This window comes from Epilithonimonas sp. UC225_85 (genome assembly GCF_042695135.1).
In the GTDB taxonomy this organism is placed as follows: Bacteria; Bacteroidota; Bacteroidia; order Flavobacteriales; family Weeksellaceae; genus Epilithonimonas.
Genome location: NZ_CP170547.1, coordinates 3,423,910 through 3,438,712 on the forward strand (window position 1 = coordinate 3,423,910; position 14,803 = coordinate 3,438,712).

General features: G+C 37.7%; 14 protein-coding genes and 1 tRNA gene. 5 read left to right on the forward strand and 10 right to left on the reverse strand.

Annotation, left to right across the window (positions count from 1 at the left end):
* The first annotated feature begins 11 nt into the window (after positions 1–11).
* Positions 12–422 carry a hypothetical protein gene (locus tag ACFJGY_RS15585; protein WP_379965699.1) on the forward strand — a complete coding sequence of 137 codons (411 nt, stop codon included), beginning with the start codon at positions 12–14 and terminating at the stop codon, positions 420–422.
* 466 nt (positions 423–888) lie between these two features.
* Here ACFJGY_RS15585 and ACFJGY_RS15590 read toward each other — a convergent pair whose 3' ends face one another.
* From ACFJGY_RS15590 to ACFJGY_RS15625, 8 genes are all read right to left on the reverse strand, one after another.
* Entirely contained in the window at positions 889–1,908 is a 1,020-nt protein-coding gene (locus ACFJGY_RS15590) for a TerC/Alx family metal homeostasis membrane protein (protein ID WP_379965702.1), read from the reverse strand.
* A gap of 33 nt (positions 1,909–1,941) precedes the next feature.
* Entirely contained in the window at positions 1,942–2,553 is a 612-nt protein-coding gene (locus ACFJGY_RS15595; protein WP_379965705.1) for a TerD family protein, read from the reverse strand.
* Between the two features lie 3 nt (positions 2,554–2,556).
* Entirely contained in the window at positions 2,557–3,525 is a 969-nt protein-coding gene (locus ACFJGY_RS15600; RefSeq protein ID WP_379965708.1) for a hypothetical protein, read from the reverse strand.
* Between the two features lie 7 nt (positions 3,526–3,532).
* Entirely contained in the window at positions 3,533–4,612 is a 1,080-nt protein-coding gene (locus ACFJGY_RS15605; protein WP_379965711.1) for a toxic anion resistance protein, read from the reverse strand.
* A complete protein-coding gene (locus ACFJGY_RS15610; protein ID WP_379965714.1) occupies positions 4,612–5,166 on the reverse strand; it encodes a TerD family protein in 555 nt (184 codons plus the stop codon). Before ACFJGY_RS15610 ends, ACFJGY_RS15605 begins: the two co-directional genes overlap by 1 nt.
* The gene (locus tag ACFJGY_RS15615) at positions 5,100–5,975 is read right to left on the reverse strand and encodes a phosphoribosyltransferase family protein (protein WP_379965717.1); all 876 of its coding nucleotides are present in this window, start codon (positions 5,973–5,975) and stop codon (positions 5,100–5,102) included. Before ACFJGY_RS15615 ends, ACFJGY_RS15610 begins: the two co-directional genes overlap by 67 nt.
* Before the next feature lie 7 nt (positions 5,976–5,982).
* Entirely contained in the window at positions 5,983–6,648 is a 666-nt protein-coding gene (locus ACFJGY_RS15620) for an HAD family hydrolase (protein WP_379965720.1), read from the reverse strand.
* A 322-nt stretch (positions 6,649–6,970) separates the two neighbouring features.
* Positions 6,971–7,041, reverse strand: a tRNA-Cys gene (locus ACFJGY_RS15625).
* Positions 7,042–7,333: 292 nt separating this feature from the next.
* On the opposite strand from ACFJGY_RS15625, the gene ribB reads away from it, so the two are divergent.
* Positions 7,334–8,455: a 3,4-dihydroxy-2-butanone-4-phosphate synthase gene (gene ribB, locus ACFJGY_RS15630; protein ID WP_379965723.1), complete on the forward strand. Its 1,122-nt coding sequence runs from the start codon at positions 7,334–7,336 to the stop codon at positions 8,453–8,455.
* 109 nt (positions 8,456–8,564) lie between these two features.
* Here the strand turns inward: ribB and ACFJGY_RS15635 are convergent, their stop codons facing one another.
* Both ACFJGY_RS15635 and ACFJGY_RS15640 read right to left on the reverse strand, forming a co-directional pair.
* The gene (locus ACFJGY_RS15635) at positions 8,565–10,763 is read right to left on the reverse strand and encodes a M1 family metallopeptidase (protein WP_379965726.1); all 2,199 of its coding nucleotides are present in this window, start codon (positions 10,761–10,763) and stop codon (positions 8,565–8,567) included.
* 222 nt (positions 10,764–10,985) lie between these two features.
* Positions 10,986–11,867, reverse strand: coding sequence for an SDR family oxidoreductase (locus ACFJGY_RS15640; RefSeq protein WP_379965729.1), 882 nt, complete (start codon positions 11,865–11,867; stop codon positions 10,986–10,988).
* A 221-nt stretch (positions 11,868–12,088) separates the two neighbouring features.
* Between ACFJGY_RS15640 and ACFJGY_RS15645 the strand changes: the two genes are divergently transcribed.
* From ACFJGY_RS15645 to ACFJGY_RS15655, 3 genes are all read left to right on the forward strand, one after another.
* The gene (locus ACFJGY_RS15645; RefSeq protein ID WP_379965732.1) at positions 12,089–12,928 is read left to right on the forward strand and encodes an SDR family NAD(P)-dependent oxidoreductase; all 840 of its coding nucleotides are present in this window, start codon (positions 12,089–12,091) and stop codon (positions 12,926–12,928) included.
* 48 nt (positions 12,929–12,976) lie between these two features.
* On the forward strand, positions 12,977–13,891 hold the full coding sequence (locus tag ACFJGY_RS15650; protein ID WP_379965735.1) for a helix-turn-helix domain-containing protein: 915 nt from the start codon (positions 12,977–12,979) through the stop codon (positions 13,889–13,891).
* Between the two features lie 108 nt (positions 13,892–13,999).
* Positions 14,000–14,803 carry an SDR family oxidoreductase gene (locus ACFJGY_RS15655; protein ID WP_379965738.1) on the forward strand — a complete coding sequence of 268 codons (804 nt, stop codon included), beginning with the start codon at positions 14,000–14,002 and terminating at the stop codon, positions 14,801–14,803.

A 14,803-nucleotide genomic window follows, 5' to 3' on the forward strand; every position in this document is an offset into this window, starting at 1 on the left:
AATCAATCAAAATGAAAACATTATATATCACAACATTTCTTCTTGCAGGCATCGTTTCTTTGCATGCTCAGGAAAATAAATCGGTCGAAAAACAAGATGACATCAAAGCCATTAGAGAAGCAAAAGCCATCGAGATGAAAATGTTGAAACAAAGCAGCGAGAAAAAAGCTGAAACCAAAGTCTCTCTACTGGCATCCGAACAGGGTCTGGAAGTTAAAAAGCAAAGCTCAACTCCACAAAAAAAAGCGAACGGTACTTCAGGAAAACTAATTGCCAACACAGCAAGTTTTGACGAAGTTCTGACAACCATTCCGAATCGTAAAGTGACCAGGACTACAAACAACAAACAAAATAATAGTGTAAAAGGTCTGCCCAGCACTGCAACTTTGGAAGAAATAAAACAAACAATTCCTACAAACTAACTATACTTTTATTAAAACCAGATTTGAATCAGAGTAAATATTTTTTGCTCTGATTTTTATTAAATTAAATTTTGGCAGAATAATTGATAATTTAAAAATACCATTCACTGTTATATATAGTTTTTTAAGAAGTAAGTAGGGGGACGCTTTGTTGGTCTCCCTATTTTATTTTAATTTCTATTAAAAAAATTTACTTTTAGAACAAATCAGATAGATATTTGGCAGAATTATTGATGTTAAGACACTGATTATCTGCGAATAAAATGCGGATTAATTAATTGAAGGGGGCAATTTTTTGCCCTCTTTATTTTTATAAATGGAATTTCAAAATATACCATATAATTACCTGGTAATGCAATTATTATTAAACTGTAAAATAACCATTATAAACGAATAAAGTGGATAATTTCATTATCCACTTTATTTTATTTAAACTTAAAATCTATAAATTATTATCTAATCATAATTATCCAACACCATTTTCTTCTTTGTCGGGAAACATGATTGAAATAAGAACAGACAAAATTAATATACCCCCGACTATCCCTAGCGAGATGGGAGAAGAAATATGGTACCACGGAGAAATGATCATTTTAACCCCAATGAAACTCAGAATAATGGCCAGCCCATAAGGCAATTTGCTGAACATATGGATGAAATTGGATAGCAAAAAGTAAAGTGATCTTAATCCCAAAATTGCAAAAATGTTCGATGTGTAAAGAATAAACGGATCTTTGGAAATCGCAAAAATAGCCGGGATGGAATCTACTGCAAACAAAACATCCGTAAACTCAATTACTGCTACAACGAGCAACAAAGGCGTCGCCATTTTGATCCCGTTCTGTACCGTAAAAAATTTGTCGCCAACATAATTATCGGAAACTTTCCAGAATCTTTTTACTAGCCTTGCGCCAGCACTTTCGCTGTAATCCTCATCTTCATCGCCATCACCATCACCCCAGGATTTGATTCCGGCATACACAAGAAATAACCCGAAAAGTGTCATCACCACATTGATTCGTACCGGTACTCCGAAAACAATCCATTCCGGCAGATAGGTCAGTTCTATCAAACCTACGCCTGCGAAAATGAAAATCGCCCGGAAAATCAAGGCACCAATAATTCCCCAAAACAAAACTTTGTGATGCAGATACCTCGGAACTTTGAAAAATCCAAATACCAGAATGAAGACAAACAAGTTATCTACAGACAATGCTTTTTCAATCCAATAAGCAGCCTGAAATTGGGTGAACTTTTCAATAGCCAGATCGTGGCCGCCGGCATCCTGGTTGAAAACCCAATATACAACACCGGAAAAAGCCATTGAAAGTGAAATCCAGATAATGGTCCAAATGGTTGCTTCTTTGGAAGATACCTCGTGTGCCTTCTTGTTAAAAATCCCAAGATCAAGCAGCAGCATAATAAATACGACTATTGCAAAACCCGCTACGAGTCCCGGGTGAAGATCGATAATACTTTTATCCATGTAATCAGTTAGTTAAATAGTTAATTAGCAGAATTATAAAAAATTCTTCCTAACAGTTTCCACCGTGTCCTGCAATTTTTTATCTTTTGTAGGTTCGCCAACTGCATTGAATTTCCATTCGCCGTTCTTTTTGTAGAAAACGCCCATTACCATCGCAACGTGACCTCCGAAATTGTCACCTTTTGCAATATTGTAAGTCGCAAAAACTTCTGTAACTCTGGTTGGAGTTCCTTCATAGATACGGATTGAAGCGAAAGGTATTGTCTTAAAATCCTGTCCTTTGTAGCTGTTCAGGACAAAACCAACATAGCTCACGTTGGAACTAAGTTTGGAAAAATCCAAAGTAATGATCTCATTATCCAAACCATCATCACCGGACAAATCGCCGGTAAGATCATCTCCGCTGTGTTTTACGGCACCGTCTTTAGATTTTAACTGCCCGAAATAAACGATGTCCAAAGTGTTTTTTGCATCATCGAACAAAATGCAGCTTGCATCCAGGTCTACGGCTTCTTTTGAAACGGTTCCCAGCCAGCTTTTTTTCTCGATTGCGCCCCAGTTCACGCCTACACAAACATTTTGTAAAGTTGTGCCATTTTCTTTTGTAAGGCTTATTCTCTGTCCTTTTTGTAAGTTAATTGCCATTTTTTATTGTATTTTATTATTTAAATTTAAGTTCAGCATCGAGTTGAGAATACTTAGTTCCTCATCAATGCTAATCACCTGGTTCAGGATTTCCTGACTTTCCAGGGTTTCTTTATATTTTTCTAAAAGCGTTATTACTTCTTCCGGCAATTCGGTTTTCAGTTTTTCGGCTTTTGCTTTCAATTCTTGATTTCTTTTTTTCAGATCGCTTACAATTGATGTTTTGGAAGATGTATTCGGAGAACGGTCGAGCAATAACTCAATATCTTCCGCCAAAAGATAAAACTGATTGGTCTGCAGATTCCAGATAAAATCTTCACCGGTTTCTACTATTCTGAATAATTCAAAGATCTGATCATTAATCATATAACCACAGATAAATCTGATTCTGAAATTATTGACATTCAGTTTTCCTAATAATTTTCGTTCAACATCTACGCTTTCAAATTCATAATATTTGACATCAGGAAGACCAAGCAGATGATCTGTTTTTTCAGATTTCCTGTAATATTCCAAAGCAAATAGATTAGAAAGATGTCTGATATTCTGATAACCGATATTGCTTTTTATGCCTGTCAGATTTTCATAAACCGATCTTAAAAAGTCTGAAACCAAAGCATTCTGATATTTTCTTTCCGTATTAAAATCCCGGCCGTTCTTTTCCTGAGATACAAATGCCTCGATATAATCCTCATTGGCATCTATTTCCTGAAAAGCCGTAAGAATACCAGCTTCCTTTTGCTTTTTAATTTTATCAAGCAGAACTATCAGACTATCAGTATATTGGATATGAAACAACTCCAGTTTATTGATGTCCAGGCCGGCGATGAATTTGGACTCAAAATAAGAATTGATCACTTCTGTCTTTATAATGATATTGATGAGATCTTCCTTTTGAAAAAACTTACTTAGAAGCTTTAGTTTCTGTATTCTTTTTTTACTGTTCTTTAAAATATCCTGCTCCTGGCTCAACTTTTATTTAAGAATTTTTTATTTGCTTTTTTAAAGTATCTTCAAGGTTTTTCAGCTCAATATCAAGCTGTTGTCTGGATTGTGTTCCTTGCTGCTGAATTTGTTTCACCTCGTTCAAAGTGCTGATCAACGTGCTTGTTGTATCGCGAAGCGTATCAATCGAAACAATCGTCTGCTCATTAGCGCGGGCAACATCTATCGTATTCTGCTGTAATCTTTGCGCATTTTTTCTCAGAATCTCTTCTGTTGTAGAGGACACTTTTTTCTGAATATCAATATTCTGCTGCTGACGGTGCATTGCAACGGCCAGAGTCAACTGGTTTTTCCAGACAGGAAGTGTAGTTGTCAAAATAGTCTGCGCTTTTTCTGCAATAGAAACGTTGTTATTCTGGATCAGTCTGATTTGTGGCAACGATTGCAAAATGATAAAACGAACCACCTTAAGATCCGCTAATCTTCTGTCAATTCTGTTAATAAAATCACGCTTATCCGAGATCTGATAATCCTGATAATTGGCTGAATTAATTTCCATTAATGCCAGTTCTTCGCTGGATTTCTGCATTCTGATCGTTCCTGCGATAATGTAATCTTCGATCTTCTTTACAGACTCAACATTGCTGGTGAAAATGGTCTGAAGAACCGCATTATCCTTTGTAGAGTTGATGATTCCGGCATTGACCTTGTTGGAAATGTCCGAAATATTGTTGATGATCTTGTCATATTTCACAAAAAGCGTTTCCACAGACGACACCATTTTACTCAAAAACGGAATCTTTTTCAGGAATTTTTTCACAGAACTTCCTTCTATTTCGTCAACATCTACATAATTAAGTTCAACCAATAGTTTGTTGATCAAATCTCCAACTTCACCGGAATTTGATTTTCTGACGTTGTTAAGGAAAGAATCACTTTGGTTTGCCAGAGAATTCTGCAATTCTGATCCGAAATTGATGATAGAATTCGGATTCTGCTCGTCTATCGATCCGGAAAGACTGTCGTATTTCTGAACATCGGTAGTCTCCAGCTTTGCCAGATCCACATTGCCATTTTTATCAATGACCGCATTATTAACTTGAGGTAAATCCATTATTGATATAAACTTAGATATTTTGCCAATCCTTCTCGCTGTCCGTTTCCTACGGCTTCGAATTTCCATTCGCCGTTTCTTTCATAGATTCTGCCAAATTCCACTGCTGTTTCTATGGAAAAATCTTCGTCCAATTCGTATTTCAGAATTTCCTCATTGGTATCTGTGTTAAAGATTCTGATGAATGAATTACGAACCTGACCGAAGTTTTGGTTTCTGGAATCTGCCTCGTGGATTGTCACCACAACTACAGCTTCCTTCACTCTCGGATCGATTCCTGTAAGGTCGATTTTGATCTGCTCATCATCGCCGTCGCCTTCTCCTGTAAGGTTGTCGCCAGTGTGCGTCACAGATTTGTCCGGCGTTTGCAAGTTGTTGTAAAAAACAAAAAACTCATCCGCTACTAATTTTTTATTCTCGCCCAAAACAAAAACAGATGCATCCAGATCGAAAGCGCCTCCCGTGGAAGAATTGTTCGAGTCCCAGCCTAATCCAATAGTGAATTTTGGTGCATTAATGTTTTGTCTTTGTCCTTTTTGTAAGTTGATCGCCATTGTACTTTATTTTTTAATTTAATAATATTTTGTTTGTATTCCTCTACCAGATGGTAATTGTTGCTGATTGCCAGACTCAGGATTTCGTTTCTTTTGGTTTCTGAAATGTTGTCATATATCTTTTCGAAATCCGTATCCTGCATCAGCAGAATATATTTTGTAATTCTTGTATTAAAATGAAAATCTTTTCCGTTGATCACTTCAATCAGATCTTGCGTGGTTTTCACTTTGAAATAATTATAATGATTCTCGATTTTCGGGTGAATTTCCTTGTTTATTAACTCAGCAAAATATACGAAAATAAACTCGCCGTTCACGTTGTAATGTTTCAGAATTTTATCGACTGTATTTTCGTGGCTTCCCGTGATTTTTATATCATCAATGAAAAGGCAGAATTTCCCGTCTACAAAGCTTTTATCGATGTAATAAGTGTCATTCGAGATCAGGTTGATCCTTTCCTCATAACTCATATTGCCGTAATCTTCTACATAAGTCTGTTTTCTGTGGATTTTACCTTCCAGACAAGCCGGTTTTCCATTTTCGAAAAGGAAGTAATTCAGCTGCTCTTTGAAATAAGAACAGAGAAAATTGGAAGCCGTCGGGATAGAATGATACGGACTTGGGAACAGAATGATCTCTTCCTGACTTAACAATTCTTCCTTAAACTCAGAAATAAATCCGTGGAATAATTCCTCTGCAAACTGTCTTGCAACGGACGTATCACCAAACTTGAATTTGCTGTAACTTCCCTCATCAAAAGGGCTTTTAAGTTCACTTTCAATTTTATGTAAACTATATCTTTTTTTCATAACTTTTTTAAAATTTCACCAATTGTGCGTTGACTCCAAATGTTTTTGCGCCGTCATAATCGGCTTTTTTATTGTCGCCGATATGTAAAATCTGTTCTTTATCAAGTTTTCTGAGATCATTAACTTGATTAAACATCATATCAAAAACCTGAAGATTCGGCTTTGAAGCTTTTACTTCATCAGAAAAGATCATAAACGAAAAATACTGAGCCAGACCAAGATTTTCCAAAACCTTTCTCAATGAGTCGCCGTGAATGAAGGCTGTGTTACTCAGAATGCTGGCAGTTTTATTTTTATTTTTGATTTCGATCAACAATTTCTCAATATTTTCCCATAAAAGAACCGGCATATTCTGTAAAAAAAGTTCGTCCACCTGGCGGAAAAATTCTTTAAGCTGCTCTTCATCAACAGAATCTATATCTTTTCCCAAACCATCTAAAATCAAAAGAAAAACTTCCTCTCTCTCAATATGATTCCCTGTTTTTTCTGATATTTTATTGAAGAGAACATCGTAATGTCTTATCACTTTCCTGACCTCGTCCATATCTTTATCAATGGAAAAAAACACTCTGAACAAAGAATCTCTTTTGAACTTAAAATCAGGATTCGATTTGATAATCGTCAACCAAAGATCGAAAGAAAAATGCCTGTACGGCTCTATATCTATTTCCACAAATTATTTACTATTTAAACTGTTTAATTCACTTTTAAAATGTCGGTTTTTCAACTGATTTTACTTTAAAACCAATATCTGACATAGAATTATAACTGACGTTAAATATATAAAAAGCCCTTGAAAGTAAAAAACTAGCATTGTAAAGAAAGATTAAATTTTTGGAGGGGAATCTGAGGAAGGAAATTGCAGTTTTTTGTTGCAGATATATTATTTCAATAATTTATTAAGATTTAAGTTTTCTTATAACAGAAATAAAATAATGAATATAAAAACAAAAAACCCTAAAACATTAATAACTAATGAATTAGGATTTAAAGTGAGGTGCCTAGCGGATTCGAACCGCTGTAGATGGTGTTGCAGACCACTGCCTAGCCGCTCGGCCAAAGCACCGTTTTCTTGGATTGCAAATTTAGTGTTTTTTTTCAAACTTCAAATTTTATAAGCTCTTAATTTCAAAAAACTTTTCAGCGAAGGTAAAAGCTTGATTTGATGATTCTAACTTCTTATAGCCCTGATTGCAGTGGAAATCCCACAGCAGGCGTTGGGAAAGCAGGGCGCGAGGAATTGCAACGTAAAGCAGGTTCCCGGCTCCAAATTATCAACGTTTTACATATCTTTAATCGATTATTACAATCTTTATTTAGGTTCTAAATAAGTATCTTTGCAAAAAAATTTTAGAATAATGGATAAGATCCAACTTAATACAATACCGGAAGCACTTGAAGATCTTAAAAACGGCAAAATGATCATCGTTGTAGATGATGAAGACCGTGAGAACGAAGGCGACCTTCTGGCCGCTGCAGAACTGACTACAACGGAGATCATCAACTTTATGACCATCCACGCGAGAGGTTTGATCTGTATGCCGATCACGGAAAAAAGATGCGACGAACTGGAACTTAATTCGATGGTGGCCAATTCTACCGATCCGAAAGAAACAGCTTTTACTGTTTCTGTTGATTTGTTAGGAAAAGGTGCTACAACAGGAATCTCTGCCGGTGACCGTGCAAAAACAATCCTCGCCATTATGGATCCTGAGACAAAACCTGGTGATCTAATGAGACCGGGACACATATTCCCGCTTCGTGCAAAAGAAGGCGGCGTTCTCAAAAGAGCAGGACATACCGAAGCTGCAATCGACCTTACAAGACTTGCCGGTCTGAAAGAAGGTGGCGTGATCTGCGAAATCATGAAAGATGACGGAGAAATGGCGAGACTGCCGGATCTGTTGGAATTCGGGAAGAAACACGACCTGAAAGTGGTTTCCATAGAAGACCTTATCCATTACAGACTGAGACAGGGTGATCTTGTGGAAAGAATCGAGGAACGTGATATCAAGACACATTTCGGGAACTTCAAATTTTATGTTTTTGAGGAAAAACCAACGGAACAAATTCATTTTGCGTTGACGACAGGAACCTGGACACCGGATGAATCTGTATTGGTGAGAGTACAATCCTCAAGTTCATATTTCGATGTGTTGAGCAGACTTTCCAATGGCGAACATCCTTTGATGCAGCGTGTTGTAGATATGATAAATGCCGAAGGTAAAGGCGCTGTAGTTTTCATCAACAATGTTTCCAACAAAGAAAATACATTACGCAAACTCCAGCACTTCCTAAATTACCAGGAAGGAACAAGCGAACTCCCAACCATTGCACCGAACTTTCGCGATTATGGGATCGGAACTCAGATTTTGAAGGATCTTGGTATCAATAAGTTTAAGGTGATTACTCAGAATCCTAACATCAAACCTGTGATTTCCGGTTACGATGTGGAGGTGACGGAAATGGTGGCACTTTAATAAGATTAGAGATAATAGACTGATAGATGATAGGCTAATTATTATCCAGTTATAAAAGCAAAAAGCTCCGAATTACTTCGGAGCTTTTTTTATTGTAAGTGATATTATCTTATTCTTTTGTGAACTTGAACGCTCTTCCTCCTTGTGAGAAATCGATGCTCTTTTTATCAGCACTGAACGTGATAGAAACATCTGCCTGCTCAAAAGTGAATTTGTTCTGTCCGACATATTCCAAAGCAAACTCCGGCTGACCGGTTGCCTGAGCATATAACTGACCTGCTTTTTCTGTGAAAGTCAGTTTCAAAGGTACTTCTTTGGTGCTGAAAACGCCTGCAAATTCTTTCATATTCACTTTTTCTACCGGCGTTGCTTGTGCAGAAGTCCAGATATTATTTTTAGAATTCACATCCGGAACGATAGAAGCAGGATCCAGTTTCACCTGATCTACTTCCTTGGTAGAATTCACTTTGAAAGTCCATTCTGTATTACGTTTCCAAACCTCAACAGGCAATTTAACCACCTGAGTTGTTCCATCTTTAAACTTCACTTCCACTGTTGTCGGCATAGGCAATTGTCCCAGATTTTCAACCGTGATCTGTGCGCCGTTTTTGTAATCGCCATTGAAAGGTTTTACAGCTTTTACAGATTGATCCACTTTCCATTTGTTGATAAACCAGCCTCTCCAGAACCAGTTAAGTTCTTCCCCGGAAACATTTTCCATTGTATGGAAGAAATCCCATGGCGTAGGATGTTTGAATGCCCATCTCGCCACATAAGTTCTGAATGCTTTATCAAATTTCTCAGGACCTAAAATCGTTTCTCTCAAAATACCTAATCCCATTCCCGGTTTGAAATAAGCCAAAACGCCAATGCTTCTTTCTTTCATATTATCAGGACCTACCATGATTGGCTCGTAGCTGTCATTCAGAACAAATGATCCCATTTTGCCAATGTCCTGTTTGTGATAATATTCGCCTTTGTTGAATGCTTCCGTAGAACCTTCATTAATAAAAGTGTTAAAACCTTCGTCCATCCAAGCAAATAATCTTTCGTTTGACCCAACGATCATTGGAAACCAGGTATGTCCAAATTCGTGATCTGTAACACCCCAAAGGCTTTCACCTTTCGAACTCATATGGCAGAAAACTATTCCCGGATATTCCATTCCGCCTTCGTTTCCGGCAACATTGGTTGCAGCAGGATAAGGATATTCAAACCATTTCTGAGAATAATGTTCTATCGCTGCTTTTGTATATTCTGTAGATCTTCCGTAAGCTTTGTCACCGGCGCTTTCTACCGGATAAGCTGAGATCGCTAAAGATTTTTTACCACTCGGCAAATTGATTCTGGCAGCATCAAGAATGAAAGCTGCAGATGAAGCCCAAGCAAAATCTCTTGCATTCTGAATCTTAAATTTCCATGTTTTTGTACCAGTGGCGTTATTTTTTCCTAATTCAGATTCCGGACGTATCGCAACCGTTTTCTCACTGGTTCTCGCCTGGTTCCAACGGCTGATCTCTTCTTTGGAATAGACTTCTTTTTCATTAAGCAATTCGCCGGAAGCTACAACATATTGATTTGCAGGAACAGTAATATTCGCTGACAAAGTTCCGTATTCCAGGTAGAATTCTGACGCTCCCAGATATGGCATTGTGTTCCATCCCAAAACGTCATCATAAACGCACATTCTTGGATACCATTGTGCGATTGTGAAGATTTTTCCATTTTTCGTATCTTCGATTCCCATTCTGTCCGATCCGTATTTCGGAGAAAGGAAAGAATATTCTATTTTAAGTTTTGCAACACCTCCGTTGGCTTTAAGCTCTTTTGGAAGATCGATCTGCATTCTGGTATCGGTGATTGTATATTTCACATCTTTACCATCATACTTTACCGATTTGATCTTATAACCACCATCGAACTCCTCACCATGTGCACCATTTCTGCTTCCGGAAAGTGGGACTACCGCATTTCCTCTGGAGTCTTTTGCAAAAAGATTCTGGTCCAACTGTAACCAAAGAAATCCTAACTGATCCGGGCTGTTATTGGTATAAGTGATCTCTGCAGTTCCAGTCAATTCATTTTTCGTCTCGTCAAGGCTTACATTCAATTGATAGTCAGCAGAGTTCTGCCAATATTTGTGACCAGGCTGTCCGCTTGCAGAACGTGTTTCTGTTCCCGTTTGCGGATAAAATAACGGTTTGAAGGCTTCAGTATAACTGTAAGCAGGCGTTTCCTGTGCGTAGCCTTTTGCCGTGAAAGCAAATATCACAACCGCAGAAAGAAGTGTTGGAAGTTTGAAATTCATTGATGGATAGATTTATTGTTAAAATAAAATTAGTCAATAAAATCCGAAACTTGTTACATCATTATAAATAACTGTAACTAAGTTCATAAAAAAACCTAGCGCATCATCAGTTGACAGCACGCTAGGTTTAGGTCGTTTGGTAGCTTTTCACTTATGATTGAGTAGCTTCTCCTTTACAAATGAGAAGCTACTCATTTATTTAAATGTACTTAATTAAGATAATCAATTAGATTTTTTAGCCTTTATCATTGCCTCCAGCGCATCCCACATCTCCTGCGGAATATCCTCCAGCATATTGAATTCACCGGCACCCTGCAGCCATTCGCCGCCGTCGATGGTTACCACTTCGCCATTCACGAAAGATGAAAAATCTGACACCAGATAGGCCGCAAGATTCGCCAATTCCTGATGTTCTCCTACTCTTTTGAGTGGGTTTTTCTTCGCCAAATCAAATTTGTCCTTCATATCGCCAGGCAACAATCTGTCCCACGCACCTTTGGTAGGAAATGGTCCCGGCGCAATGGCATTGAAACGGATATTATATTTCCCCCACTCCACAGCAAGACTTCTTGTCATCGCCAAAACCCCGGCTTTTGCACAGGCAGAAGGAACTACGTAAGCAGAACCTGTCCAGGCGTAAGTTGTTACTATATTAAGTACCGTTCCAGGAACTTTATTATCAATCCAATATTTCCCGATGGACAGTGTGCAGTTCTTGGTTCCCTTCAAAACAATATCAAGGATGGAATCAAAGGCAGAATGTGTGAGTCTTTCTGTCGGCGAGATGAAGTTTCCGGCAGCGTTGTTCAACAAAATATCAATCCTTCCGAATTCCTTCAAAGTTGCTTCTTTCATTGCTTCCACTTCGTCCCAGTTTCGCACGTCGCAGGCTACGCAAAGGACTTTTCCCCCGGTTTGCTCTTCCAGTTCTTTTGCCGTCCCTTGTAATTTCTCAAGATTTCTGGATGTGATGACAACTTTTGCTCCGAGCTGGAGAAAATATTTGGTCATTGCCTTTCCAAGACCACTTCCGCCACCTGTAACGATGGCAACTTTATCTTTGAGTGCGTCTTCACGCAGCATTGGCTGTGTATATGGATTCATTTATTGATTGATTTTAAGATTAATAATTAAATGATTTGTGTCTTTGGTAAAATTAGATTTTTATTTGATAATGGCGTATAAATAAATTATGCTGGAAATAGAAATCCTAAAACAATGAACCTTTGATTTGGATACAACAAGCATTGATCTAGCTACATCCAACTTTCGGATTCTGACCAACTTTGCATTGTAATAATTAACCAATTAAAAACAATCAAAAAATGGACACAAAAAAAGTATGGTTCGTGACAGGCGCTTCAAAAGGTTTAGGTTTAACATTAGTCAAAAGATTATTGGCAGAAGGTCATTCTGTTGCAGCAACATCAAGAAATATTGCTGAACTTCAGAAAGCTATTAGCACAGAAAACGCCACGTTTCTTCCGTTAGAAGTTGATTTGATTAACGAAAATTCTGTTGAAGCTGCAGTTGCAAAATCGATAGAGAAATTCGGAAAACTCGAGGTTGTGGTGAACAATGCCGGTTACGGACAATTGGGAACTTTGGAAGAAATTACAGATCTTGAAAGCCGTCAGAATTTTGACACCAATGTTTTCGGATCGTTGAATATCATCAGAAAAACGATGCCTCATTTAAGAGAACAGAAAAGCGGATTCATCATTAATATCGCGTCAATCGGCGGATTGACAGGAGAATTTGCAGGTTGGGGAATCTACTGTGCGACTAAGTTTGCAGTCGTAGGATTTACGGAAGCTTTGGCAGCAGAAGTGAAAGAATTTGGAGTTAATGCAACGGTGGTTTACCCCGGTTATTTCCGTACAGATTTCCTGACTGGCGGCTCACTTCGAACTCCAAAAACGGAAATCGAAGAATACACAACTGCAAGACAACTGCAAGTTGCTCACGAAAAAGACATCAACGGGAATCAGCCCGGAAGTCCTGAAAAAGCTGCGATAGCATTGATAGAATTAGCAGCAATGCAAAATCCGCCGGTTCATCTGGTTTTAGGTTCTGATGCGTTCAACATCGCGGGAAACAAACTAAATGCGCTTCAAAGTGAAATTTCTGAGTTTAAATCACTGAGTACATCCACAGATTATTAAATTTGTAAAGGCAACAGTTTCTTGCTGTTGTCTTTAATTTTTGAAGTTATGACTGACAGAAAATTATATACGATAGACAGCATTTCGGATTATCATAAGATTTGCGGACTTCCAAAACCTCAGCATCCTTTAATTAGTCTGGTTGATTACAGTTTGGTAGAATATCAGATTGAAGAATCTGAGATCAGCTGGGTTCAGGATCTGTATTTTATGGGATTCAAAAGAGATATTCAGGGGAAACTTCATTATGGGCAAGGTCAATATGATTTTGACGAAGGTCTGATGTGTTTCATCGCGCCAAGACAGGTGGTGAAAATGATTATCAGCAAATACGAAACAAAACCTTCCGGCTATCTTTTGGCTTTTCATCCCGATTTTATCTGGAATACACCTTTGGCAAAAACCATTAATAATTATAAATTTTTCGGTTATGATGTGAATGAAGCTTTATTCCTCTCCGAAAAAGAAGAGGAAACTTTAATCGGACTTTTTAAAGGCATTGAAAAAGAATACCAGTCGGGGATTGACCAGTTTACCCAAAATATCATCATTTCTCAGATTGAGGTGATTTTAAATTATTGTGAAAGGTTTTATCAGCGACAGTTCATCACCAGAAAAAAGACCAATCACCAGGTTTTAGAGAAATTAGAAACGGTTTTGGAAGATTATTTTAATGATAATGTGATTGATAAAGGTTTACCAACAGCCAATTACATCGCCGAACAACTGAATATCTCAACCAACTATCTCGGAAGTTTATTAAAACAATTAACCGGACAAACCACACAACAACATATTCACGAAAAACTGATCGAAAAAGCCAAAGAAAAGCTTTCAACAACCAATCTTTCAGTCAGTGAAATTGCTTACGAATTAGGATTTGAACATTCTCAGTCTTTCAATAAATTGTTTAAAGCTAAAACTGATATTTCGCCTTTGGAGTTTCGGAAGTCTTTTAATTAAATTTAAAACTTCAAATAAACATTCCCTTTTCGCTACAACAATACGACTTTTGGATACATCCTTTTTCTGATAACTGCTGAACTTTGCTTCAACAAAAAACATCAGAAAATGAATTTACAAAACAACACCATTTTAGTAACAGGCGGAACGAGCGGTTTCGGCTTCGAGTTCGCTTCCAGATTGATTGCTTTGGGCAACACCGTTATCATAACCGGAAGAAATATTGAAAAATTAGTAGAAGCCAAGCGAAAACTTCCGAAAGTTCATACCATTCAAAGTGACGTGAGCAAAACGGATGACATTATCAGTCTATACAATCGAGTGACGCAGGAATTCCCCGACCTGAATATCATCATCAATAATGCAGGCGAAATGCGAAAAATCAGCCTGCATCACAATCACGATTTACAGGATATTACCCGTGAAATTGACATCAATCTGATGGGACCAATCCGTATGGTGCAAGAATTTTTACCTCATCTTAAAAAACAAAAAAATGCAATGATTCTAAATGTCACATCGGGCATTGCATTGTCGCCTTTTGCCATTTCTCCTATCTACAGTGCCAGCAAATCCGGTCTTCGGGCTTACACAAAATCCTTAAGAGTACAGTTGAAAAATACAAATATCAAAGTGATAGAATTGGTTGCTCCGGGAAGTTCAACGCCGCTGAACGATAAATTTATAAATGAAGACGGATTTAGCGCAAATGCCTTGATGGCACCGGAAAAAATTGTGGATGTTGCCATCAAAGGAATGCAAAATGACAAGAACGAAATCTATCCCGGAATTGCAAAACTGATGCTGATACTAAGCCGAATGGCACCTCAATTTTTAGTAGAGCAATCAGGTAAAATGGGTGCTTCATTTATGTATGGAACAAGTGAAAATCAAAATAGCAAAACAGATTAA